Origin of the sequence: Thioalkalivibrio versutus (genome assembly GCF_001020955.1) — a bacterium.
Taxonomy (GTDB): Bacteria; Pseudomonadota; Gammaproteobacteria; order Ectothiorhodospirales; family Ectothiorhodospiraceae; genus Thioalkalivibrio; species Thioalkalivibrio versutus.
Window position 1 is genome coordinate 1,918,229 of the sequence record NZ_CP011367.1, and the last position, 22,531, is coordinate 1,940,759.

Here is a 22,531-nt window from a genome sequence, read left to right on the forward strand (position 1 = left end):
TTGCGTGCGAACAAGGCGGGTGACTGCCGTGCAGTCATTCTGCACAAGGGAGCCGCAACGCCGTGCGCGCGCCCGTTTTTATCAACAACGGGCGGCCGAGCCCCTACTTTCAATGATCTGTGGGGTTGGTACCCCAGGTTCCTGGATCCTGCGTTGCGGCCCTTGCCGGTAGAACCACTACCGGCTGCGCACCGCGCCTTGTCTCGGAAAACCTGGGGTACCAACGCGAGCGTGTACATTAATCAGTGTTTCCCTCGGTAACACAGGGCCACATGCAGTACCGACCGGCCGAACGCTACGATAATCCATCATCAACCGGAGACCACCGCGTGCGCCTAGCAATCGTACTGGCAGGAATCATGCTGATCGCCGGCTGCAGCGCGCTGCCGCGGGGCGATGATGCCCCGCGCGAGGTGGCCTACATCTGCGCCTACGGCCCCGAACTCACCGCCACCTTCGAGGGCGAGCAGGCCGTGCTGGCCTTCAACGGGGCCCGCGCCCGACTACAAGCCACCGAGACGGCCTACGGCGGGCGCTACGCCAATCCCACCGACGACATCGTGTTCTGGACCCGCGACGACGCCGCCATGCTCGAGATGCTGGGCGTGTTCTGGAGCTGTCGCGCCCTGCCCGACCGCGGATGACCGACGCAGCGACCCGTTTCGTCCTGCAGGCCACCGGTGCCCGCACGGCGGTGCGCGGCCCGGTCATCCAGACCCTCTGGAGCGGCTACGGCGAGATCGTGCGCTACCTTCTTGAAGGCGGCGACTCCCCCACAGTCATCCTCAAGCACATCGTGTTCCCCGACGAGCTGGACCATCCGCGCGGCTGGAGCAACAACCGCTCGCATCAGCGCAAGGTCCGCTCCTATCAGGTGGAAATGGCCTGGTACCGCGACTGGGCCAACCAATGCGACGCCACCAGCCGTGTGCCCCGCTGTCTGGATACCGCGACCATCGGCGACGAGCACCTGATCGTGCTGGAGGACCTCGACGCTGCCGGTTTCCCGCAGCGCAGGGACCACCTGACCCGCGCCGAGGCGCGGCTCTGCCTGCGCTGGCTCGCCCGCTTCCACGCGCGTTTCATGGGGCGGGAGCCCACCGGCCTGTGGCCCGAGGGCAGCTACTGGCATCTGGCCACCCGCCCGGACGAGTGGGCCGCCATCGAGGACCCGGCGATTCGCGAGACGGCAGCGGCCCTCGACGACGCCCTGACCGGCGCCCGCTACCGCAGCTTGGTCCACGGCGATGCCAAGGTCGCCAACTTCTGCTTTGCGCCAGAGGGCGACGCCGTTGCCGCCGTGGATTTCCAGTATGTCGGGGGCGGCTGCGGCATGCGCGATGTGGCCTATTTCCTCGGGAGCTGCCTGGACGAACGGGAACAGGAGAACTGGGAGGCCGACCTGCTGGATGCCTATTTCGCGGCATTGCGCGAGGCCCTGAACGAACGGGGCAAGGGCACGGAAGCCGGCGCCATCGAGCACGAGTGGCGTGCGCTGTTCCCCATTGCCCAGGCCGACTTCTACCGCTTCCTGGTCGGCTGGATGCCGGATCACTGGAAGATCCACGACTACAGCCGCCGCACGGCACTGGCCGTAGTCCGGCGCCTTCAGGAAGGTGGCTTGTCCGCCATCCCATCGGGGTCGGATTCGAGCGCTTCCGCAATCTCCAGCCAGTAGGGCCCGACCGCACAGCGACCCCACAAGCAATCTGCAACCGCCGGCGCAGCCGGAACCGCGGGGGCATTCGGAGGCGGCAGATCGGCCCTGGGTCGGCTCACGTCGTTCATGGCGGGCCGATGACGGCACACCCGAACATATCCCCTTACGGTGCGGCAGTGTCCGCCGCGGGGGGCGCCGCCGCCCCCGAGAAACCGGGCCCACGGACATCCGCAGGCGCCCAGTCGCGTCCGCTGTCCCGACCGGTCACCCACCACTCGTGCACGAACAGCCGCAGCGGCCCGCGCACCCGCTCCTCGAAGCGCGTAGGCAGGGTGTACCCCTCGATCTCCGCGTACTCCAGGAAGGTCGTATCCACGTGGGCACCCTGGGTGGGGCCAAAGCCGTTCAGGGTGACATGCACGCGATAAAGCAGGTCGGTTTCGGGGTGGATCCACATCACCACTCGGTCTTCGTCCGCCTCGCCGAACCCGGGCTCAATGGTGGCCAGTACCCGGCGGTAGTTCACACCGCCCTCGCGCTGGTCCGCCAGCCGTTCCATGTCGGTCGCCCGGTGTTTGACGAAGCTCGGACCGTAGTGGAACAGCTCGCCGGCGTCCGTGGTCATCGCGCTGGCGCGAATCCGGTCGCGGTCCGAACTGCGCTCGCCATCGTAGTACAAGCGGAATTCGTCACCGTGGCGGAAGACGCTCTTGGTGCCCTCGGGACCGGTGTAGTGGACCGCATACAGATCATCGGCGGGGCGATAACGCTCTTCGCCCTGGCCGCGGTACTCGCCGTCCGCCACCAGCGGCTGCAAACGCTGGATCACGCGCCCCCACTCGCCATCGGTCGCCTGATTCAGATCACCCGGGTATTCGCGCAGGTCCCCGCCGTGGGCCGCAAGCGTTCGCTGAAACAGGGCCTGCGCACTCAGTCCGTCGTCGAATCCCGGATCCGGACCGGGCTGCGGGAAGGTGCCCCCACACCCGGCCAGCAGGACCGCGACTCCCAGCCAGAGGGCGGCGGCTGGCACCCTGATTCTTGTCCAATCAACCATGCATCGCTCCTAACAGGAAACATCTGTACTTTTCTTGTACATTACCTGTACATTGTTTTCAACGGCCTCTACGCACCTGGTCACAAGGAGCTCGCCATGTTCTTCAACCCCGCCGTTTCGCCGACGGCCCATCCTGCTACGGGAACCACCGACGCGGCCGTGCTCGACGCGATTCGGGAGGCCGTCGCCTACATCGAGTTCACCCCGCGCGGCCAGATCCTCGATACCAACGAGCTCTTCCTGAAGACCATAGGCCACCCGCGCGAGGACGTCATCGGCCAGCACCACCGGATGTTCTGCAGCCCCGAGTACGCACGCTCTTTGCAGTACCGCGACTTCTGGCGCCGCCTGGCGGCCGGGGAATCGCATACCGGAACCTTCCCCCGAGTGACGCGCACGGGCGAAACCATCTGGCTGGAAGCCACCTACTTCCCCGTGCGCGACACCCAGGGCCAGGTGGAGAAGATCGCGAAGCTCGCCTACGACGTCACCGAAAAGCAGGAACAGCTGCGCGACCAGGCAGCCGTCTTCACCGCCCTGGACCGCTCCATGGCGGTGATCGAGTTCACCCCGGAAGGCGAGATCCTCAAGGCCAACGAGAACTTCCTCCAAGCGGTCGGGTACAACCTCGACGACATACGCGGCCAGCATCATCGTATCTTCTGCGACGAGACCTTCTATCGCGATCATCCCGATTTCTGGGAGCGCCTGGCGCAGGGCCAGCTCATGAGCGGGAAGTTCCGGCGGCTGAAGGCCAACGGCCAGGAGCTGTGGCTGGAAGCCACCTACAATCCGATTCTCGACCAACAAGGCCGGGTGGAGAAGGTCATCAAGTTCGCCACCGACATCACCGTCAGCGTACATACGGCGCAGCGCACCCGCGAGGCCTCGGCCGTCGCCCACGACATGGCCCGCAAGACTGCCGATCACGCCCGCAGCGGCGAGGACTCACTGCGGCTCAACGCACAGCACACCGTGCAGATTCGTGCCGAGGTGACCAGCACCCAGGAGGCAGTCGAACGTCTCAACGCCGAGGCACGCAACATCGAGTCCATCATAGAGACGATCCGCACCGTGGCCGAGACCACCCGGATGCTGTCCCTGAACGCCGCCATCGAGGCCGCTCGCGCCGGCGAACAGGGCCGCGGCTTTGCCGTGGTTGCCCAGGAGGTGCGCAAGCTCGCCGCCAGCACCAGCGAAGCAACCACCCGAATCGCCGAGGTCATCAACAGCAACCTGGAACGCACACGCGAAATCGCCGATCGCATCGACACGGTCCGTGAGGTCGCCGAGCAGGCCGACGCCCAGGTCCAGACCGTCCAGGGCATCGTCGACGAGATCCGCGACGGCGCCAATCTGGTCGTGGAATCCATCTCTTCCATCCCGCGCGATCACCCGTAGGGACTGCTCCGGGAGTCCGCATCTCCCGGGGCGGGCACCATCCGCGCGGGTACGGGTCTCACCAATGGCCCACGCATCTTGGGGAGGCATCATGTCCTTCACTCGCACACTCTGGCTCGGCGCCCTACTCCTGTTCTTGGCGCCGGCCCTGACCCAGGCCGACGAGCCCGAACAGGCGGTGCTGGCCGGCGGTTGCTTCTGGTCCATGCAAGCACCCTTCGACGCGCTGGAAGGCGTGCTTGAAACCGAGCTTGGCTATACCGGGGGGCATACCCTTGATCCCGGGTACTGGCAGGTAGTCACCGGGCGCACCGGCCACGTCGAGGCCGTGCGTATCCTCTTCGACCCCGGGAGCATCGACTTCAGCGAGATCCTGGAGGCCTTCTGGCGCAGTATTGACCCGCTGGATCCCCACGGGCAGTTCTGTGATCGCGGGTCCCACTATCGAACCGCCATCTTTCCGCAGGATGCCGCCCAGCGCGCCATCGCCGAAGCCTCACGGGCCGAGCTGAACCGCTCGGGCCGCTTCGACCAACCGGTGGTGACGCGCATACGGGACGCTGCACCTTTCTATCGGGCCGAGGACGAACACCAGAACTACTACCGCAACCACCCGGAACGCTACGCCGACTACGTGACCCATTGCGGCCGGGAGGAGCGCCTGCAAGCGCTATGGGGCGTACCGAACAAGTTGGGGCCACCATGGAAATGATTGGGTTTCCCGGGCCTAAAGTTCGGTTCAAGACCGCCGTTAACGCACTGTAGCCGCGAAACTTCGGCTGCATGATCCCGGCGGCATGGCACCGGGTACCGACAGGCCCGGTGACGGGCCATGAGACCCGACAACATGGCCCAGGTGATCAACACGAATCTCCTGTCGCTCAACGCCCAGCGCAACCTGCGGCTTTCCCAGGGCGCACTGCAGGTGGCCCTGCAACGCCTGGCCTCCGGGCGCCGCATCAACTCGGCGCGCGACGATGCCGCCGGAATGGCCATCAGCGAACGCTTCACGACCCAGATTCGTGGCCTGAACCAGGCCATGCGCAATGCGCAGGACGGCATCGGGCTGGCCCGCACCGCCGAGGGCGGACTGGGCTCCATGAGCGGCAACATCCAGCGCATCCGCGAGCTGGCCCTGCAGGCGGCCAACGGCACCCTGTCCGCCTCCGACCGCCAGGCCCTGAACCGCGAGGCCCGGCAGTTGCTGGCCGAGACCGACCGGGTGGTTACCCAGACCACCTTCAATGGACGGACCCTGCTCGATGGCAGCGCCCCCACCGCGCTCTTTCAGGTTGGTGCCAACGCCGGGCAGACCCTCGCCGTGGACCTCGGCGACGGCATGGGCACGCGCCAGCTCGGCGCGATCGCGACCAGCCGGTCGGGGGATCTGACGGCGCTGTTCGCCAGCGGTCCATTCACGGTGGCGGGCGACTTCCGCATCCGCATCGGCGAGCGGCCGGCGATCGACGTCCCGGACGGGGACTATGACTCGGTCGCGGCCCTGGCCACCGCCATCAACCGCGAGCTCGGAGACCCAAGCCGCGCCTCCGCCAGCTTCGATGGGCGCCTCGACATCACCGCACGCGAGACCATCACCATCAGCGGCGACGCCGGTCTCAATGCCCTGGACATGCCCGCCACCCGCGCGGTCGAGGGCCACCTCGCCGGGATCGATCTGGGCACCGCACAGGGCGCCAGCGACGCCCTCGCCCGACTCGACCAGGCCCTGGACCAGATCAGCGCCCGGCGCAGTCGTCTGGGCGCGGTGCAGAATCGCCTGGAGTCCACCATCGACAACCTGGGCATCGGCAGCGAGAACCTCCAGGCCGCGCGCAGCCGCATCCTGGATGCCGACTACGCCGCCGAGGTCGCGGCACTCATCCGTGCCCAGATCCTCCAGCAGGCCGGAATCGCCATCCTCGCCCAGGCCAACCTGGCACCCCGGCTCGTCCTGCGCCTGCTCGCCTGAATCGCGTCCACCGTGCGCCCGCGATCTATCGACGGTCTGCCGGGAGCCCGGACCAAAGTTCATCAAGGTCCGCGAATGGCCAGACGGAAGGATCCTCGCGCCCGGCAATCGCTTCCTTGTTATGGACAGCGGAGAGATCCACCACCCTGGGTGGAATCCGGCAACCCGAACTCGTCGAATAGAATATCTTCACGACCGGCTTGAGCAGCGAACCGGCGGACTGGTCGACGACTACAGCAAGGCGTCCGGATTCCAGGCGCACCAGGGACCCCACGGGGTAAATCCCCAGGCTCTTCACGAACGCCTGGAAGACGGTCGGATCGAAATGGCCGTTCGCCCATTCCGCCATCCTGCGGATGGAGTCGCCCGGGTCCCAGCCCGCCTTGTAAGGGCGATTCGACGTAATCGCGTCATAGACATCGCAGACCGCGCCCATCTTCGCGTACAGGGTAATCTGATCCCCTGTCAGCCCCTCGGGATATCCCGAACCATCCATCTTTTCGTGGTGATGCAGGCAAACATCCAGGGTGATCGGATCGAGGTCATCTTCAGCGGCCTGAAGGATACGGCGCCCCTCCTCCGGATGGCGCTTCATCACAGCAAACTCCTCATCGGTCAGCTTGCCGGGCTTGTTGAGCACCTCCAGAGGCATGGCGGCCTTGCCAATGTCGTGCATTAACCCCGCCTCGCCAGCCGCCAGGACCGCCTCGTCCGCGAGCCCCAGCTCGCGCGCCAACGCCACCATCAGCGCGCATACCGCCACCGAATGCATGTAGGTGTAGTCGTCGGCGTTCTTCAGCCGCGCCAGGCTAACCAGGGCGCGGGAATTACGGGTCACGGACTCCGTGATTTCCTCGACTACCTTGCGCGCCAGCTCGGTGTCCACGGTACGGCCCATGCGCGCCTCGCCGAAAATCGAAGTCATCGCCTGCCGCGACTTCCTGCAGATCGTAACGGCTCGCTGCAGTTCCTCCGCAGTAGAAACGGGTTCCTGGTGACCTTCCACAGCGCAAGCGGCCTGCAGCGAGTCCTGCATCTCGGCCTCCCGCGTTGCCTGTATTACGGCCTCCCCCGCACCCTCCAGGTCCCGTCCCTTGGCGGTGTCGATCCAGACCTCGCGGATGCGGCTTTTCCGCAGTGTCGCGAGGTCCTTCGGGTCGTCCAGGAGAAAGCGTGTGCGCCAGAAGGGATGCTCCATCCACGAGCCACAAAGTTCCCGGATGTACATTCCCTCAACGACATGTTCCAACTTGATCTTCTTCAGCATTCGGGGCCCAGGCTTGCAATTGCTGGCCGGGGCTGTGCCCCGGGCGGCGGATTATCATCCCGATCTCGATTGCCCACAACTCAGACCTAACACCGCCTAACGAGAGTCCTTTCTTGCCACCCGGGCATCGCGAGGAGGGGGCATGAAAAGCCAGATCATCGAAGGCGAGGGCCCGCCTTTTATATGCATCAGGAACGACCCCGCAGCGTTCCTGGGGGTACCGATTTTCCAGATCCGCGCTGCCGATCTGCAGAACGGTGTTCTGACTCACATGTACTACACTCGTGATACAGGTGGTCGCTTGGACGACTGGACATGCCACCCTGAAGCCGTGCCGCCTTGTCGCACAGCCGAAGGTGTAATAACCGGCCCGGGATTGGCCAAAGGAAGAGCGCGATGTCCAGGTTTCCCTCGGCCCTGCCCTCCACCGGTGGCATCCGCTACACCGACTACCTCGCGCGCACCACACTCCGTGCCTGGGTGGGCATGTCATTCGTGGGCGCTAGTCTGCTGATCCTCGGCGGGCTCGCCCTGTCCTGGCTGATCGTCTACACCGCGGGTGGCGCCGACAGTATCGTCCCGCACTTTTATTACGTGCCCATCCTGTTCGCCGCGGCGCGCTTCGGCGCGGGCGCCGCCCTGGTCGTGGCCCTGGTGGCCGGCGTGCTGGCCGGACCCATGACGCCGGTGGATGTCACCGCCGGCATCGCGCAGGAGACCGAACGCTGGCTAACCCGTACCGGATTCTTCGTCGGCATCGGCCAGCTGATGGCCTGGCTGGTCATCCCCGCGCTGCACCCGGTCACCGAGGAACTGCGGCGCATGCGCCAGGAATTCGATATCCGGCGCGGGCTGCGGCACAACGAGTTTTTCCTGCGCTACCAACCGATTTACTCCCTGGCGCAGGAGCGCCATGTCGGCGTCGAGGCGCTGATCCGCTGGCAACACCCCATCCGCGGAGAACTATCCCCGGCGGAGTTTCTGGACGTGGCGGAGGATTCCACGTTAATCCATGACATCTGCGATCTGGCCCTGGACGAAGGCTGCCGCCAGGCGGCCGCGTGGAAGGCCCTGGCCGCCGAACACGGCCGCCCCGCATGGTACGTGGCAATCAACCTCTCGGCGCACGACATCGTCCGCCCCGAAATGGCGGCCCATGTCGCGGCCGCGCTGGATCGCCATCGGCTACCGCCGGAGTTGCTGCACATCGAACTGACCGAAACGGTACTGGCGATGGACGCGGCCACCGATGCCCTGAAGCAGCTCAAGTCACTCGGCATCCAGCTCGCCATCGACGACTTCGGCACGGGTTATTCCTCGCTGGCTTACCTCAACCGCTTCCCCATCGACATCCTCAAGATCGACCGCCAGCTGATCTCCGGACTCGGGATCGATCCATCCGCCCACGACCTCTCGCGCGGCATGGTCCTGCTGGCCGAGTCACTGGGCCTGCGGACCATTGCCGAGGGCGTGGAGACGAAGGAACAACTGGCAATCGGCCGCGAACTGAAATTCGATTGCATCCAGGGCTACTACTTCGCCCGTCCGTTACGGGCCGAAGAGATCCCATCCCTGCTGCTTTCCGACACGCCGCGCATCGGCCATCTGCACGCAGTGCGCTACTGACCGAAATAGTCGCGCAGGAGCTGGGTCGTGCGGGCGGCCGGATCCTCGCGGATGCGGCGCTCCTCGTCCGCGAGGATGGTAAACAGGCCATCCAGGGCGTGATCGGTCACGTAGCGATCCAGATCGACGTCCAGCCCCGACAGGCCCGGAATGCGGCCCGCCGCGTCGCGCAGCGGCTGGTACACCCGATAGACGTCGGCCCGCTCCATCTGCTCCTGCACAATCGGCATGTAGCGCTCGCGCAGGGTGGATTCCGACGCATCGCGCAGATACTGCGTGGCGGCATCATCGGCCCCGCGCAGCACCCCATACACGTCCTCCGGCCGCATCCCGCGGATGGCGCTGACAAACACCGAAACGGCCTCCTGCGCTGCGGACTCCGCCGCACGATTCATCCGCCGCTCCAGATCGTCCACCTGGCTGGCAAACCCGACGCGCCGCAGCGTATCGCCGGCCTGCTCCAGCTCCGGCGGAAGACCGATGCGGATCAACGCGTTGCCCCAGTAGCCATCCTCGCGGCCGGTCCGCTCCACCGTGCGCTCGGTGCCCACCCGCAGGGCCTCACGGATCGCCTCCTCGGCACGATCACCACCACCCCCGTCGAGGCCGAAGTCGCGGACATCCAGCCCGGCGCACGCGGTCAGCAAGAGGGGGACCAGAAGCCAGGGGAGCAGGTACGCGCGTCGCATGTCGAAACTTCCGTGAGGGACTTCCCGCCATGATACACAGGGCATCCAATCGCCCGTGCCGGGCCCCTACTTGCCGTAGCGCTCGGCTTGTCCGATGGTGATCGTCCATGAATGCCAGCCGTCCCGATTCGAACCGGCGCCGCCGGCGCCTCGGCGCCTTCCTGATCCTGGTGGGCGTGCCCCTGCTCGCCCTGGCCATCTGGGTCGGCTGGGCCGAGCAGAACCCGGAACAGGAGCGCGAGCTGCGCGTCGAAGTCCAGGACCGCCTGCACGAATGGTTCCCCGAGAGCATGGAGCTGCCCGACGATCTGCAGGGCTTCCTGCCGCGTTCGGACCGGTTCGATGACGAGCGCCCGCCGGACGTCCTGCTGCTGCACGGACTGGACGAGCCCGGCGATATCTGGGACGCCCTGGCGCCCGCGCTGGACGACGCCGGAAGCAATGGCTGGGAATTCCGCTATCCCAACGACCAGGCCATCGACCACAGTGCGGACCTGCTGGCGGAACACTGGGCGCAGCTCGAAGGCGACGACCCGCTGATCCTGATTGGCCACAGCATGGGGGGTCTGGTGATCCGCGATTTCGTGACGCGCTACCGGCATCCGGAGGATGCGACCCCGCGTGTCGGGTGGCGACCCGTCGCCGGCGTGATCCTGGTGGCCACCCCCAATCATGGCTCCGAGTGGGCCCGGCTGCGGGTCTGGCTGGAGGTACGCGAGTGGCTGGCCGACATCCAGCAGCAGCGCTTCTCGCTGTTTGCCGGCCTGCGCGACGGCACCGGCGCGGCCAAGATCGACCTGCGCCCGGGCAGCCACTTCCTGGCCGAACTCAACGCACGCCCCTGGCCGGACGACATACCGGTCCGCATCATCGGCGGCAAACTGCCCGAACCCACCCCCGCCATGCGCGAGAGTCTGGCCGCGCTGGACGAACAGATCGACCTCGAGGCGGTGGCCGGGCGCATCAGCGAATGGTGGGAGCAGACCGACGACGAACTGGGCGACGGCGTGGTGCCGGTCGAATCCCTGCACCTGGACGGTCATCCGGACCCGCTGATCCTCGAGGCCTCGCATCGTGGGCTGCTGGTACCCGGCCCGCTGACGGACGATCCGCCCGCCATCGACCCTATCCTCGACATCCTCGAACGCTGGAACGCCGCGCCGGGAGACTGAACACCCGGCTCGGGTCCGGCCCGCGCCGCTATCCGCCGCGCTCGACCAGCTCCACACGGCGGTTCTGGGCTCGCCCTGCCTCCGTGCGGTTGGTAGTGACCGGCGCCATCATCCCGGCCCCTGCGGCCTGGAGCCGGCTGCCTGCGATACCGTGCCCGTCGCGCAGCCAGTTCACCACGGACTGCGCGCGCTCCAGGGACAGCGACACGTTGTAGTCAAAGTCACCGGTGTTGTCGGTATGCCCGACCACCAGCAGCTCCATGGATGACTGCTCGTTCATCAGGTCCGCGATCGTCGCCAGCGCCTCGGCGGATGCCGGCAGGATCGCCGCGCTGTTCACCTCGAACAGGATGTCCTGCACCGCCACGCGGCCGTCCTCGATCAGGCCGGTCTCCATCTCGCCGGCGGTCAGCGGCTGGTGATCCATGGTCGTATCCATGTCCTCCGCGGTCACGATCGCTTTGGAGACCGCCGGCCCGTCGACCCGACGGGCGTTAAACACGGCAATCCCCGCCAGCACATCCCCGGCCTCGGAGCGCGCCGCGATGTAGCGCACCTGACGATCCCGGTTGGCTACCCGGCAGCAATCGCGCGCCCCGCGCTCGAACAGGCCGGATTCCCGGAAAAAGGTCCGTCCCGCCCCGCCCGAGAGCTCCTCCTCGGAGCCGGTGAACAGGATCTCGAAACCGCGTGCCTCCAACGCCTGCAGGTAGCTGCGCTTCACCCGCAGCGTGGTTACGCTGGGGTCCTCGAAGTTGTAGCTCAGCCGCAGGACCTCGCCCTCCAGCCGTTCGACCGACTCGAACCCATCCCCGTCCCACGGCCCGGTGGGCACCGCGAGCCGGTCAAAGTCGCTCTGGTCCTGGTACACGATGTACGAACCCGCCACCCGCGGCACATCCGGGTGATCCCCAGCCCCGTCGATGTCGGCCGCGCCCGCGCTGCCCACCCCCATCAGCCCCGCGACGACCCAGCCCGCAACCGCCGTGTTCGCACGCTTCCCCATGTAATCCCCCTGTCCATACCCAAGATACGGCCCTACGGATACCCCAGCCGCAAGGCACCCTGCAACCCCGAAGCCGTCGCCCCGACCGACCGCCGCGGAACATCGACGGGAATCCCGGCTCTCAAGGGCATGGACATCCCCCTGCTCGTCATCGGCGCCCTGCTGGTCGCCAGCCTGACCGCCTTCTTCTCCGGCGTGCTGCCCTATCCCATTGGCTGGATCATCCTGGGTATCGCCTTTATCGCCCGCCTGCTGTATCTGCGCGGGCGCTGAACGAGCCGCCGTCACCCGGACGCGGACTTGTTGTATCGTCGAGACTCCGCGCCAGCCCGGGAGTGCCCCTGCATGACCACCACCCGACTCATCGGCATCTACACCGGCCGCGTAACCGCGGACTACGCCAGGGGCCGCGCCAGCGCCATCGACAAGCAGCCTGTGGAAGGCCCAGTCGTGCTGGGCCCCCTCGGCCTGGCCGGTGACGAACAGGCGGACCCGGAAAACCACGGCGGCGCGGAGCGCGCCCTGCTCCACTACAGCCTCGATCGGTACGCCGGGTGGCAGGAGCAGTACCCGGATCGCGCCACCCGCTTCGTGCCCCCCGGCTTTGGCGAAAACCTGGCCAGCCACGGCATGGATGAACACAGCGTGCACATCGGCGACATCTATCGCATCGGCACCGCCCGGGTACAGGTCAGCCAGCCCCGCACCCCGTGCTGGAAGCTCGACGCCCGCTTCGACGTCCCGGGCCTCGCGCGCGACGTCCAGGAAACCGGGCGCTGCGGCTGGTTCTACCGCGTACTGGAACCAGGCACCCTCACCGCGGGCGACATGATCGAACGGCTCGAACGCCAGCCCGAAAGCCTCAGCATCGCTGCCGCAATGGCCGCGGTCTATCGGCGCCGGAATCACCAGCACCTGCAGCAACTCGCTGATTGCGAGACCCTGGCTCCCAACTGGCGCGAGAAGGCCCGGAGAAAGCTGCGCCGCGCCCCCGATGCCAGCAGCCAGCAGCGCCTCACCGGTGAACCTCCCTCCGAATAACGCGTACCAAGCACGGGCCCCCGATGGCTCCTCCCATTATCCCCCTGGAGCTACCACCATCAGCCCATGACCAGGTTCACCAGGGGGAACAGCCCGAACCAGAGCACATAGCCCAGGGATGCCGCCATCAATCCGTCAATGCGGCCCCTGGGGCCTTCGCGGTGCAGCGCACGCCACAGGAGCCAGACCAGCCAGGCGGCATACGGGACCACCACATACCCGATCCCGGCATAGGCCCCCTGCGCCCATCCCAGCGCATCGAACGACGCGCCGCTGGCGGCCGCCAGGATGGTGAACGACAACGCCACCCAAAGCGCACCGTCGTTCCCCAGGCGCACGGCCAGGGTGCCCTTGCCCACCGCGGCGTCCGCCTCGCGGTCGGGAATCCCGGATAGCGTGATCGACGGCACAATCGCCAGGAACAGCGGCAGGCTCAACAGCCAGGGCAAGGACGCGGTCCAGTCGCCCGCCAGGAACACATAGCCGCACAGCAGCACGCCCAGGCTGTGCGTAAGCGCGACATCGAGCTCGCCCAGCCCCCGATAGCTAAGCTTCAGCGGCGCCGCCGTGTAGCCGATTGCCAGAATCGCGAGGACGGCCATCACCGTCAGGATCGGCCCCGAATCTCCGGGTGCGGTCGCCAGCAATGCAACAAACGCGAGGGCGAAGCCCACCAGCGCGACGGCAATCCCCACGCCCAGCTCGCGCGCGGACAACAGCCCCTCCACCAGCACACGCGACCCACCGGTAAAGGGACCATAGAACCGGTTTTGCCGGTCCGAGCCAAAGTCCACGCGTTCGTTCACCAGCACCGTGGCCACTTCCAATAGAAACAGGCACAGGTACCCGAGCCAGAACACCGGATTGCCGAACACCCCACCCGCCGGGGCGGCCACCAGCGCCCCCACCGCGTAGGCCACAAAGGTCATCGGATAGAACTGCAAGCGCAACGCCTGGAGCCAGGCACCGGCCTTGTGCGCAAGCCACTCACCCGCACTTTCGCGCCCCTTGGCCAGACGCAGCCCTTCCTGGCGTGCGCGCTGCAACCAGGCTTTGCGCTGGGCCTCGTCGCTATGGCGCACCGAACCGAACATCAACGAGCGCACCGGCCGGACCCCACAGAACCCCAGCGTGGCGCGCGCCATCGCATTGGCACCTGGCTGGCGATAAACCAGCCGGTGGATCAGCGGCGGCGTATCCATGGTCGTGATCAGTTGCGCCGATCGGCCCTGCAGCAACCCTTCGTACCCGGTACCGCCCTCGCAGGAGCGAAAGGCGAATTCCGGCGTCATGATCCGGTCCAGAAACCCCTTGAGCAGCGCCGGCATGGTGCCCCACCAGGTGGGATAGACAAACACCAGATGATCAGCCCACTCGACGAGGCCGCGTGCGGCCTCCAGATCCTTTTCGAGTGGCTGCTGATTGGGCGAAGGGGTGTGGACGTGCGGATCAAACTCCAGGCTCGCCAGATTCAGGGACTGCACCTCGGTCCCGGCCGCGCGCGCCCCTTCGCTGTAGGCTTCGGCCAGCGCCCCGCACAGGCTATCGGTGCGCGGGTGGCCGAGGATGACGAGCACCTTCAAGCGGGGTCACTCCGTGCGGTGGTCATACCTTCGTCCCCCAGCCCGCCACGGTAACAACCACCGACGTCATGGGTACCGCAAGCCAGGCCCTGCCCGCGAATCGGATTCCACCCTGCCGACGACGTATCCCTGCATGACGAAACCCTCCGCACCGCGCTAATCATTCATACCCACGACCCCACACAAGTCCTCCGTCCGCGCCGACCGGCCGTTTTAGCGCCGATCCCGCGAGTCGAGGAATTCGTCCACCACAGCGGCTCCACCCAGAACATAGCCCGCGCCGGAGAGGCTTGCTACCGATCCGTCATACGCAGAAGCGCCGTTCCGTTAAAGAGTTCACAAGAAGCGGTCGCGGCGACCTGCGTCTGCGGGTGGCTCAGCGACGCGGGTTACGGATTCCGAGCGCATCGGTATCCCGTTGCGGTTCGGACGGCCGGCGCAGTTCCGCGACGATCATCCGGAGCGATACGGCAAACAGAACCGCCCCCAGCACCAGCATGCCGTCGACCAGCCAGCCATTCGCCAGAAACGGAAAGATCGGACCGTCATTATCCCCGAGCTTCTCGGCCAGTCCCAATCCCAGCAGGAGCGCCCCCGGCGTCTGCACCATCGCCGCACGGCGGAAGGGGTGCATCCGCGCAGTCGACCGCTGTGCCGCGGCCACCACGGACTCCTGGACGGCATCCGGCGCGGCCGACCTGACCGCTTCCGGCGCCGGTGAGCCCGGCGCGATGCCCCTCTCAGCAGGGTCCTCGGAGACCCCTGCAGGGTGGCGATAGGCAAACACCCACCACATCAACAACGGGCTGCCAAGGAACGCGAACAGCACCAGCCCGAAAGCCCCCGCCCCGGATGCCTCGCCACCGTTCAGCGCATGCGCGAGCAATACCGTGGCAAAGGGCAGCGCCAAGGTCGCGAAGGCATACAATACCCGCACGCCAAGCGCGGCGCGCCGTCGCGACAACAGCATCACCAATGCGGCCAGTACCGCGAAACTGTATACAACCAGAAGAATCATGAACGCCTCCCTGCGTCATGTGATTGGAACGGTCCGTCGCTGCGGGGCCTGGCGACCCCGCCTGCCGATCCTACCGTCCTGGACCATCCGTTGCTCGTGCCCCCCCCTGCGCCTTGCCAGCCTGACCGCCAGCCTTCGCAGGCGTACTGTCCTGTCTGACCGAGCCGATCAGCCCGCGTCGTCCAGGCCTGGAAACTCGAGTTCGTAGCGCAGCTCTTCCTCTGGCTGCCGGATGAAGTTCCCCTGAACCAGGTCGATCTGGGCCTGCCACAACAAGGCCAGACCATCGGCATCCTCCACATAGCTGGCCATGGTGTAAGCACCGACCTCCTTGGCCTGACCCAGGAGGCCGTTGAGCCGTAACGAAGGCGTGGCGGAGTGATGCAGCCCCACGGTGAGTTCCCGCGCGATCTTGACGTAGTCGGGCCGCATTTCGGCAAGCATCCGGCGCGTATCGGCATCGGTACTGGCGCCAAAGTGTTCCAGGGCGATGCGGATCTCCAAATCCCGAAGCGCATCGCCAAAGGCCGAGAGCTGATCCATCCGGCCCAGCACATCGCCCTCGCGGAGTTGCAGAACCAGGCTTCCCGGCCATACCGGGTGCACGGCAAGTTGTTTGCCCAGCCAGGGCAAAAAGCTCGAATCGCCGAGCGAGCCGCGGGACATCTTCACAAACAGCCGCGACTGCGGATGGCTCACGGTTCGGGCATTGAGGATGCCAAGGGCATTACTGATAACCCAGCGATCGAGATGCCGGTCGAGCTCGAGCCGTTCCGCCATCTCGACGAACTGTCCCGGCAACAGGATCTTGCCATTCGGCTCGCGGATTCTCAGCAGCACCTCGTGACGCTCGATCTGATCGGACCCACTGATATTCGCGATCGGCTGAAACACCGGGAACAGTCGCTTTTCCTTGATGGCATGGGCAATGGTGCGCCGCCAGTGATTGCGCTCTTCGACCTCCAGATCCGGCGTCAGCAACTCCGGATCAAGTCGCACCCGGTTGCCGCCGCTGTCGCGGGCCTCGCTACAAAGCGCGATGGCACGGTCCAGAGCCTTGAGTGGACGTTCCCACATCACCTGTCCGACACCGATGCTGGCCGCAACGGTTCCACCCGGGAGACCGGACACAGCGGCACCGGCAGTCTGCTCATGCACGCGTTGCGCGAGTTCGACGATCTCCTTCACGTCCTTGCGTTGGGCAATCGCAATCAAGCCCGCCTCACCATGGCTCACCACCAGATCACCCGGGGCCATGGCCTCGCGAACCCGGCGCACGAACTGGTTGCGAGTCTGCTGGTAGTCGATCGGACCGAGGCGGGCGAGGAGTGCCCCCGGGTCATCGAACGCCCACTGCAGGACCACCGCGGCCCCCTGCGCAGGATCAAGGCCGTCGAGATGGCATAACACGAGACGCTCGAACTCCAGGGGATGCACCAGTGTCGGCGAGCGATCACGCACGGCCTGGCCGTGCGCGCGCGACCGGATACGGCGGTGCCATGCAGCCCGCGCACGAACCCGGCAGACAATGTCCGCATCGGTACTGGCGGGCGGCAGGTAGTCGAGCATCCCGTTGCCGGGCGAGCCATCCGGTGCCCCCGGCACACCCAAAGCCAACAGGGGGATGTCCAGAGACATGTCGTGGGGCAACAGCAGGCGGCCGATCTCCTCCGCGGTGACCCCCGGCAAAGACCCGGCGATCACGACCGCCTCTGGCCGACCATCCACCACTCGATCAACCACCTCCAGGGGGTCCACGCTGATACCTACCTCCAGCCCGGCCTGCCGCAACATGGACGCCGGCTCCTCGACAGACCCGGCGTCCGCGCCGAGCATCAGCACCCGGTAAGGGGTCAGGAAGTCGTCCTGCACCAACCCACGTATGGCCCCCACCAAGTTCAGGTCCGTTACGGGCCGCTTCAACAGGGCATCGGCACCGGCGCGGAGCACATGCAGCTCGGCCTGTCCTGCTGCTCCTCCGCTGACTGGCGCCAGGATGACCAGCGGCACGCCCGGCAGCGAACCGTCACGCAGATGGACAAGCCGCGACAGTTCGGCGTCATCCATCGCCGCCAGTTCGGCGATCATCACGTCGGGTGGGGTCGTGTCGCCCGGATGCGGCAGGGCTGCCTCGTCGGCGCACGCAATAACCGCATAGCCGTGTATTCCCAGCAGCAAGGCGGTCTCGCTCTCCGGCGAAGCATCCGCCCCGAACAGGCATACCAGAGGCCGCTGGAGCGTCGGGGCCGGCGCGGCCGTCTCGGCGTCGTACGCGGCGAACGGCACTTCGCCCCGCACACTTTCGCGCAGCCGCAGAACCAGGGCTCCAATGGTCTCGAGATCGGCCGGGTTGGGACGCACCGTGGTGGACGTATACTGCGCCAGACGCTCATCAATCCGGCGAGCGGTGGTGAAGGAGTCATCCATTGCCGAGCCGGTCAGGCCACTCACCAAAGCCCGCGTTATGCCCCGGACATCCATCACGTCCTGTGGCCGGAACCCGCGCTGGCGCACGATGTACCAGCGGTCCCGGAGGTCATCGACCACCTTCGGAAGTTTCTTCAAGAAGTCCGTATCAAGGGCATCCGAGGCGCCCCCGGATGACTGGGTTTCGGAGTTATGCATCATGTAGACCCGGACGTGACCAGTTCAGCCTCACTATAGACAAGTATCCACGGCCCATGGGGCCGAGCGTCCGGCCCTGACCTCCAGGACGCTGCCCGACCCAGCGAGCTCTTCGGGGGGCATAACGCCGAGGGGCCTTGTGGCAGCCTGATTCGGTTATTCCCGAACCGAGCCCCGGGTTAGGATGACGCCTTGCGCATAACGGGAGAGGGATCGTGCTGTTCTGGCTCACGTTGGTGCCGTTCGTGTTGCTGTTCGTGTGGCTGGTGCCGTTGCGGCGGCCGGCCTTTGAAGCGGCGCCCATCGCCTATCTCGCCACCCTGGTGCTGGCCGTTCTGGTCTGGCAGATATCGGGCACGGTGCTGGTAGCGAGTCTGCTGGATGCTGCCATCGTTTTCGTGGAGGTCCTGCTGATCATCCTGATGGCACTGCTGGTGCTGAACGTGATGATCGGGACCGGGCACATGAGTGCAATCCAGTCAGTCATCGCCAGCGTCTCGCGCGACCACCGGGTGCTGGCCATGCTGCTGGGGTGGGGGCTGGTCGGTTTCGTAGAGGGCATCGCCGGCTTCGGCACCCCCGCGGTACTGGCGGCACCGCTGTTGGTGTATTTCGGCATGCGGCCCCTGAAGGCGGTCGCCATCGCCCTGATCGGCAACAGCACCGCCGTCCCCTTCGGTGCGGCCGGAACGCCCGTGATCATCGGCTTCGCCGGCCTCGGCCTGGATGCGGAGACCACCCGCTCGGCCGTGTTGCAGACGGCGGTCATCCACACCGTCCTCGCACCGTTCATTACGCTGTTCATGGTCTGGGTGGCGACCCTCGGCGAGGAACGCGGGCGCTTCCGCGAGTTCGTGCCCTTCGCCGTGCTGTCGGCGCTGGCGTTCGGCATCCCCTATCTGCTGGTTGCCTGGCTGGTGGGGCCGGAACTGCCCGCGATCATCGGCGGCGTGGTGGCAATGGCGGTGATTGCCCTGGCGGCCCATCGCGGCTTCCTGCTACCTGGGCACGAACAGCACCCAGAGGTCGAGCGGGCCCCAGTCGGGCGGGTGCTGCTGGCGTTTGTGCCATTCGCGGTGATGGCCGTCGCGCTGATCGCCTCGCGCACCATCATGCCGCTGCGCGAGGCCCTGCAGTCCGTGCGTTGGTCGCCGGGCGAGTTCCACGGCATCGAGCTGGGGCAGAGCCTGGCCCCGCTGTACACACCCTATTTCTACTTTGGCCTGGCCCTGCTCACCGCGCTGATCCTGTTCCGCGTGAGCCGCGCCACGCTGGGTCAGGCGGTGGCCGCCACCTGGGGCAAGCTGCGCGTGGCGGCCATCGTGCTGGCATTCATCATCGCCCTCACCCAGCTCCTGCTGAGCTCCGGCTCCAACGCCGCAGGCCTGCCGTCGATGCCACAGGTGCTGGGGCAGGGCCTGGCGGAATCACTGGGCGGGACCTTCGTGATGTTCAGTGCCTTCCTCGGTGCCCTGGGCTCGTTCATGACCGGAAGCGCGACCGTCTCCAACCTGCTGTTTGCACAGCTCCAGGCGGACACCGCCGATGCCCTGGGCATGGCGCTCCCGACCGTACTCGCCCTGCAACTGATCGGCGCCGGGGTGGGCAACATGATCTCGCTGCACAACATCGCCATGGCGGCCGGAGCCGCCGGTCTGCAGGCGCGCGAGGGTCAGGTGATCCGCGAGACCATCATCCCGGTCATCGTGGTCTGCCTCGGGGCCGGCTTGCTGGCACTCGCCTGGTAGCCAGGGGCGGCGTCGGCCCGCGCTACGGGTTACCGCAAGGCGACACTGGGGCGCCTTTCCGTGGCCTCGGCTACCACCGATAACAACTGGCCTCCTTGCCCATAATTTGCATCCCGATACGCTCCGCCGCGGGGCCACCCGCCACTCCGTAGCAGACATGCAGCGGCAACAAGTGCTCCGCCCGCGGATGGCAGAACCGGGCGCCCGGCGCGGCATCCCAGTGCACGAGCTTGGCCGCCCGTGCATCTTCCGCGTCCGCGCGCCCGCAGCAAACGGCCTCCAACCAGGCCTCGAACGACTGGTTGAGCTGCCGGGCCTCCTGCGTATCGGGCGTGAAAAAGGCGCGCAGGTTGTGGAACGAGAAGCCAGACCCCACCACCCACACACCGGATTCATGCAGCCCTGCCAGAGCCCGTCCAATCTCGATATGCTGCGCCGGGTCCAGCGTCTCCACCAGGGAAAGCTGAACGCATGGGACCTGCGCCTCGGGATACATGATCTTCAGCGGCACGAAGAGCCCGTGATCGAACCCTCGCGCCGGGTCCAGGTGCGCATCGATGCCCGCCTCCTGCAGCCGTCGATGAACCTCCGCGGCCAGTGCCGGCTCGCCCGGGCAGGGATACTCGATGGTGTACGACTCCGGGAGAAACCCGTGGTAGTCGTAGATCAGCCCCGGATTCGCCCCGGACGTGATGGTCGGCACCGACGCCTCCCAGTGCGCACTCACCACCACCAGCGCATCGGGCACCCGCACGCGCCCGGCCAGACCCTCCAGATTCTCCACCATGGCCGTGTGCCCTGGGTCCCCCAGCAGTGGCAGCGGCCCGCCGCCATGGGACAAAAACAACGCCTGCGTCTTGTCCATCATTCGCTCCCGCCGTTGCATCCCGGTCGTCCGGTCACCCACACAAGCCCGCTGCCTACCTGCGCCCGTGTCCATCAACGCTGAGACCTGCACCCCTGGGACCCACAAGCGCCCGCAGTCACTGCCAGACCAACGACCGCCCTGCACTGATCGTCCGGTTCAGGACTGGGCCCGTCACCCCAACCGTCAGTCTCGTCGTGCAACCCGCTTCCCGCAACTGGCGTGCATCCAGCTTTTCGTGTACACCGGAAACGTGTGTCACCCCCAACATCCGGAGGCTGCATGTCCAGGAAATGGTTTCTACTAGCCGCTTTGCCATTGGCCGCATTGACGTCGGCCCATGCGTGGGCAGACCCGGGCGAGATCCAGCGCATCCTCGAGGCAAAAGAGGCCGCATGGGACGCCGGCGACGGCGAGGCCTGGGCACGCGATTATCAGGAAGATGCGGGGCTCGTGAACCTGTTCGGGACGCGTTTCAATGATCGCGCGACCAATGCCAAACGGCATACCGAAGTCCTGCAGGGCCCCTTTGCCGGAACGTCGCTCAGCGTGGACGTTCAGGACATCACCATGCTGAGCGATGACACGGCCTTCGCCGAGGCCCTGTTGCGGGTCTCGAACATCGCGTCCATGCCTGCGGGCCTCCCGGACCGGGGGGACGGCGTCCTGCACACACGCATGAGCTTCCTGCTCGAACACGATGGTCATCACGGCTGGCAGATTCGGTTCGGGCAAAACACCGCCGTGCATCGGTAGGCGCGCGGAACCGGCATACCGGCACCGCGGCGAACTAGATCATGGAGACCCTCTGGCTTCGTCTCCACCGGCAATGACGCGGTAGCGTTCAGGTGGTGACGCCTGGGTCTCGCCATGTCCGCCCCGCGCCCACTCCGATGGATGCGAGACCACTCCCGCCCGCACCATGTTCCACCCCGCATACACCCGGCTGCGCGCCAGCGGTGCTCTCGTCTCCACCGCCATCACGTGGCCATCGGCCCCCTCGGAAGGCGGCCTTTGCATCCCCTGCGCTGCTGAAAACCGGACTATCCCGGGCCGCGATCAACGGCATGGCATCCGCAATCTCGCCCTGAGATTCAGGGAGATGCCGGTCAGCGACCCTCGAAATCGTCGACTTTTCGACGCTACCCGCAGCCAACCCCCACCAAAAGGCCAACTTTCCGTCAAGAAATTGACCTATATCAGATTATCTGGATTTTCTTCTTTTACGATGCAAGCCGCTAGGTACTGGCGGGCCCAAAACCCCGCCCTCCAGCAGGCGGGGCCCCGAATGCCCCGAGACATTTGGTCTTGTTTAAGTGGTTGTTAACTTGAGGAGGTATTGCCATGAACAAGCTGGCCAAAGCTCTTTCTACCGCGGCGCTGATCGGCGCCTTTGCGATCCCGATGCAGGCCTCGGCCCAGTGGTGGGGTCCCGGCTATCACGCCCCGAATTATGGCCCCTACTACGGTCCCGGCTACGGGTACGGTCCCGGCTGGGGTCGTGGCGTAGGTGACTGGTTCGGCCTCGGCGACATGTTCGGCGACTTCGACTTCAGCATGCGCGGTCGCGGCCATGGATACGGCAGCGGGCATGGATACGGCGACTACTACGGCCGTCACTACGGGAACTACTACCCGCGTTATGGCTATGCCCCGTATTACCACCCCGCCCCCTACCAGGGTGCAGCCTGGGCTCCGCAACAGATGGCCGCGGATCAGGCTGAAGGTCAGGACAACTGATCGCGATCGCGCCTTCCGGCCGATAACCAACCGGCCCGGTCTGCCCATGGCAGGCCGGGCCGGT

Annotated in this window: 20 protein-coding genes; 12 read left to right on the top strand and 8 right to left on the bottom strand. The window is 66.3% G+C overall.

All coding sequences use genetic code 11. The annotated features are described in order from the left end of the window. Positions 1-359 precede the first annotated feature (359 nt). Both TVD_RS08945 and TVD_RS08950 read left to right on the top strand, forming a co-directional pair. Positions 360-644 carry an MliC family protein gene (locus TVD_RS08945; RefSeq protein WP_018144242.1) on the top strand — a complete coding sequence of 95 codons (285 nt, stop codon included), beginning with the start codon at positions 360-362 and terminating at the stop codon, positions 642-644. Next, positions 641-1,678, top strand: coding sequence for a phosphotransferase (locus TVD_RS08950; protein ID WP_047251397.1), 1,038 nt, complete (start codon positions 641-643; stop codon positions 1,676-1,678). Before TVD_RS08945 ends, TVD_RS08950 begins: the two co-directional genes overlap by 4 nt. Positions 1,679-1,823: 145 nt before the next feature. Here the strand turns inward: TVD_RS08950 and TVD_RS08955 are convergent, their stop codons facing one another. Beyond that, positions 1,824-2,717: a hypothetical protein gene (locus tag TVD_RS08955; RefSeq protein WP_047251398.1), complete on the bottom strand. Its 894-nt coding sequence runs from the start codon at positions 2,715-2,717 to the stop codon at positions 1,824-1,826. 96 nt (positions 2,718-2,813) lie between these two features. Here TVD_RS08955 and TVD_RS08960 point away from each other — a divergent pair, with 96 nt between their 5' ends. The 3 genes from TVD_RS08960 (at position 2,814) to TVD_RS08970 (ending at position 6,087) form a co-directional block, all read left to right on the top strand. Further along, the gene (locus tag TVD_RS08960) at positions 2,814-4,118 is read left to right on the top strand and encodes a methyl-accepting chemotaxis protein (protein ID WP_047251399.1); all 1,305 of its coding nucleotides are present in this window, start codon (positions 2,814-2,816) and stop codon (positions 4,116-4,118) included. A gap of 91 nt (positions 4,119-4,209) precedes the next feature. Then, the gene (gene msrA, locus TVD_RS08965; RefSeq protein ID WP_047251400.1) at positions 4,210-4,830 is read left to right on the top strand and encodes a peptide-methionine (S)-S-oxide reductase MsrA; all 621 of its coding nucleotides are present in this window, start codon (positions 4,210-4,212) and stop codon (positions 4,828-4,830) included. Positions 4,831-4,965: 135 nt separating this feature from the next. Further along, the gene (locus TVD_RS08970) at positions 4,966-6,087 is read left to right on the top strand and encodes a flagellin N-terminal helical domain-containing protein (RefSeq protein ID WP_047251401.1); all 1,122 of its coding nucleotides are present in this window, start codon (positions 4,966-4,968) and stop codon (positions 6,085-6,087) included. Between the two features lie 25 nt (positions 6,088-6,112). Here TVD_RS08970 and TVD_RS08975 read toward each other — a convergent pair whose 3' ends face one another. Then, complete coding sequence (locus TVD_RS08975) at positions 6,113-7,354, bottom strand: HD-GYP domain-containing protein (RefSeq protein ID WP_047251402.1); 1,242 nt, start codon at positions 7,352-7,354, stop codon at positions 6,113-6,115. A 396-nt stretch (positions 7,355-7,750) separates the two neighbouring features. Between TVD_RS08975 and TVD_RS08980 the strand changes: the two genes are divergently transcribed. After that, positions 7,751-8,980, top strand: coding sequence for an EAL domain-containing protein (locus tag TVD_RS08980; protein WP_047251403.1), 1,230 nt, complete (start codon positions 7,751-7,753; stop codon positions 8,978-8,980). Here the strand turns inward: TVD_RS08980 and TVD_RS08985 are convergent. Further along, on the bottom strand, positions 8,974-9,669 hold the full coding sequence (locus tag TVD_RS08985; protein WP_018144249.1) for a DUF4197 domain-containing protein: 696 nt from the start codon (positions 9,667-9,669) through the stop codon (positions 8,974-8,976). The genes TVD_RS08980 and TVD_RS08985 overlap by 7 nt on opposite strands. A 107-nt stretch (positions 9,670-9,776) precedes the next feature. Here TVD_RS08985 and TVD_RS08990 point away from each other — a divergent pair, with 107 nt between their 5' ends. Then, entirely contained in the window at positions 9,777-10,841 is a 1,065-nt protein-coding gene (locus TVD_RS08990; protein WP_047251404.1) for a lecithin--cholesterol acyltransferase, read from the top strand. Positions 10,842-10,869: 28 nt separating this feature from the next. On the opposite strand, the gene TVD_RS08995 is transcribed toward TVD_RS08990, so the two are convergent. Then, positions 10,870-11,847: an OmpA family protein gene (locus TVD_RS08995; RefSeq protein WP_047251405.1), complete on the bottom strand. Its 978-nt coding sequence runs from the start codon at positions 11,845-11,847 to the stop codon at positions 10,870-10,872. A 129-nt stretch (positions 11,848-11,976) separates the two neighbouring features. On the opposite strand from TVD_RS08995, the gene TVD_RS14780 reads away from it, so the two are divergent. Both TVD_RS14780 and TVD_RS09000 read left to right on the top strand, forming a co-directional pair. Continuing rightward, on the top strand, positions 11,977-12,120 hold the full coding sequence (locus tag TVD_RS14780) for a hypothetical protein (protein ID WP_018175713.1): 144 nt from the start codon (positions 11,977-11,979) through the stop codon (positions 12,118-12,120). A gap of 72 nt (positions 12,121-12,192) precedes the next feature. After that, positions 12,193-12,888: an MOSC domain-containing protein gene (locus TVD_RS09000; protein ID WP_047251406.1), complete on the top strand. Its 696-nt coding sequence runs from the start codon at positions 12,193-12,195 to the stop codon at positions 12,886-12,888. Between the two features lie 59 nt (positions 12,889-12,947). Here TVD_RS09000 and TVD_RS09005 read toward each other — a convergent pair whose 3' ends face one another. From TVD_RS09005 to TVD_RS09015, 3 genes are all read right to left on the bottom strand, one after another. Continuing rightward, positions 12,948-14,471, bottom strand: coding sequence for an NAD(P)H-dependent oxidoreductase (locus tag TVD_RS09005; RefSeq protein WP_047251407.1), 1,524 nt, complete (start codon positions 14,469-14,471; stop codon positions 12,948-12,950). Positions 14,472-14,847: 376 nt separating this feature from the next. Next, complete coding sequence (locus TVD_RS09010; protein ID WP_047251408.1) at positions 14,848-15,489, bottom strand: hypothetical protein; 642 nt, start codon at positions 15,487-15,489, stop codon at positions 14,848-14,850. Positions 15,490-15,657: 168 nt separating this feature from the next. Then, a complete protein-coding gene (locus tag TVD_RS09015) occupies positions 15,658-18,117 on the bottom strand; it encodes an EAL domain-containing protein (protein ID WP_047251409.1) in 2,460 nt (819 codons plus the stop codon). A 212-nt stretch (positions 18,118-18,329) separates the two neighbouring features. On the opposite strand from TVD_RS09015, the gene TVD_RS09020 reads away from it, so the two are divergent. Next, entirely contained in the window at positions 18,330-19,862 is a 1,533-nt protein-coding gene (locus tag TVD_RS09020) for an L-lactate permease (protein WP_018175704.1), read from the top strand. Positions 19,863-19,932: 70 nt separating this feature from the next. On the opposite strand, the gene TVD_RS09025 is transcribed toward TVD_RS09020, so the two are convergent. Further along, a complete protein-coding gene (locus TVD_RS09025) occupies positions 19,933-20,727 on the bottom strand; it encodes a DODA-type extradiol aromatic ring-opening family dioxygenase (RefSeq protein ID WP_047251410.1) in 795 nt (264 codons plus the stop codon). 282 nt (positions 20,728-21,009) lie between these two features. On the opposite strand from TVD_RS09025, the gene TVD_RS09030 reads away from it, so the two are divergent. Further along, complete coding sequence (locus TVD_RS09030) at positions 21,010-21,483, top strand: SgcJ/EcaC family oxidoreductase (protein WP_047251411.1); 474 nt, start codon at positions 21,010-21,012, stop codon at positions 21,481-21,483. A 588-nt stretch (positions 21,484-22,071) separates the two neighbouring features. After that, positions 22,072-22,467: a sulfur globule family protein gene (locus tag TVD_RS09035; RefSeq protein ID WP_047251412.1), complete on the top strand. Its 396-nt coding sequence runs from the start codon at positions 22,072-22,074 to the stop codon at positions 22,465-22,467. Positions 22,468-22,531: the final 64 nt, after the last annotated feature.

Bases quoted from the DNA above. Each gene is read 5' to 3' on its own strand.
- TVD_RS09035 (WP_047251412.1), top strand. From the start codon at position 22,072: ATGAACAAGCTGGCCAAAGCTCTTTCTACCGCGGCGCTGATCGGCGCC.
- TVD_RS14780 (WP_018175713.1), top strand. From the start codon at position 11,977: ATGGACATCCCCCTGCTCGTCATCGGCGCCCTGCTGGTCGCCAGCCTG.
- TVD_RS08970 (WP_047251401.1), top strand. From the start codon at position 4,966: ATGGCCCAGGTGATCAACACGAATCTCCTGTCGCTCAACGCCCAGCGC.
- TVD_RS08990 (WP_047251404.1), top strand. From the start codon at position 9,777: ATGAATGCCAGCCGTCCCGATTCGAACCGGCGCCGCCGGCGCCTCGGC.
- TVD_RS08955 (WP_047251398.1), bottom strand. From the start codon at position 2,717: ATGGTTGATTGGACAAGAATCAGGGTGCCAGCCGCCGCCCTCTGGCTG.
- TVD_RS09000 (WP_047251406.1), top strand. From the start codon at position 12,193: ATGACCACCACCCGACTCATCGGCATCTACACCGGCCGCGTAACCGCG.
- TVD_RS08945 (WP_018144242.1), top strand. From the start codon at position 360: ATGCTGATCGCCGGCTGCAGCGCGCTGCCGCGGGGCGATGATGCCCCG.
- TVD_RS09025 (WP_047251410.1), bottom strand. From the start codon at position 20,727: ATGGACAAGACGCAGGCGTTGTTTTTGTCCCATGGCGGCGGGCCGCTG.
- TVD_RS08980 (WP_047251403.1), top strand. From the start codon at position 7,751: ATGTCCAGGTTTCCCTCGGCCCTGCCCTCCACCGGTGGCATCCGCTAC.
- TVD_RS08950 (WP_047251397.1), top strand. From the start codon at position 641: ATGACCGACGCAGCGACCCGTTTCGTCCTGCAGGCCACCGGTGCCCGC.
- TVD_RS09010 (WP_047251408.1), bottom strand. From the start codon at position 15,489: ATGATTCTTCTGGTTGTATACAGTTTCGCGGTACTGGCCGCATTGGTG.
- TVD_RS08960 (WP_047251399.1), top strand. From the start codon at position 2,814: ATGTTCTTCAACCCCGCCGTTTCGCCGACGGCCCATCCTGCTACGGGA.
- TVD_RS08995 (WP_047251405.1), bottom strand. From the start codon at position 11,847: ATGGGGAAGCGTGCGAACACGGCGGTTGCGGGCTGGGTCGTCGCGGGG.
- TVD_RS09030 (WP_047251411.1), top strand. From the start codon at position 21,010: ATGTCCAGGAAATGGTTTCTACTAGCCGCTTTGCCATTGGCCGCATTG.
- msrA (WP_047251400.1), top strand. From the start codon at position 4,210: ATGTCCTTCACTCGCACACTCTGGCTCGGCGCCCTACTCCTGTTCTTG.
- TVD_RS08985 (WP_018144249.1), bottom strand. From the start codon at position 9,669: ATGCGACGCGCGTACCTGCTCCCCTGGCTTCTGGTCCCCCTCTTGCTG.
- TVD_RS09015 (WP_047251409.1), bottom strand. From the start codon at position 18,117: ATGATGCATAACTCCGAAACCCAGTCATCCGGGGGCGCCTCGGATGCC.
- TVD_RS08975 (WP_047251402.1), bottom strand. From the start codon at position 7,354: ATGCTGAAGAAGATCAAGTTGGAACATGTCGTTGAGGGAATGTACATC.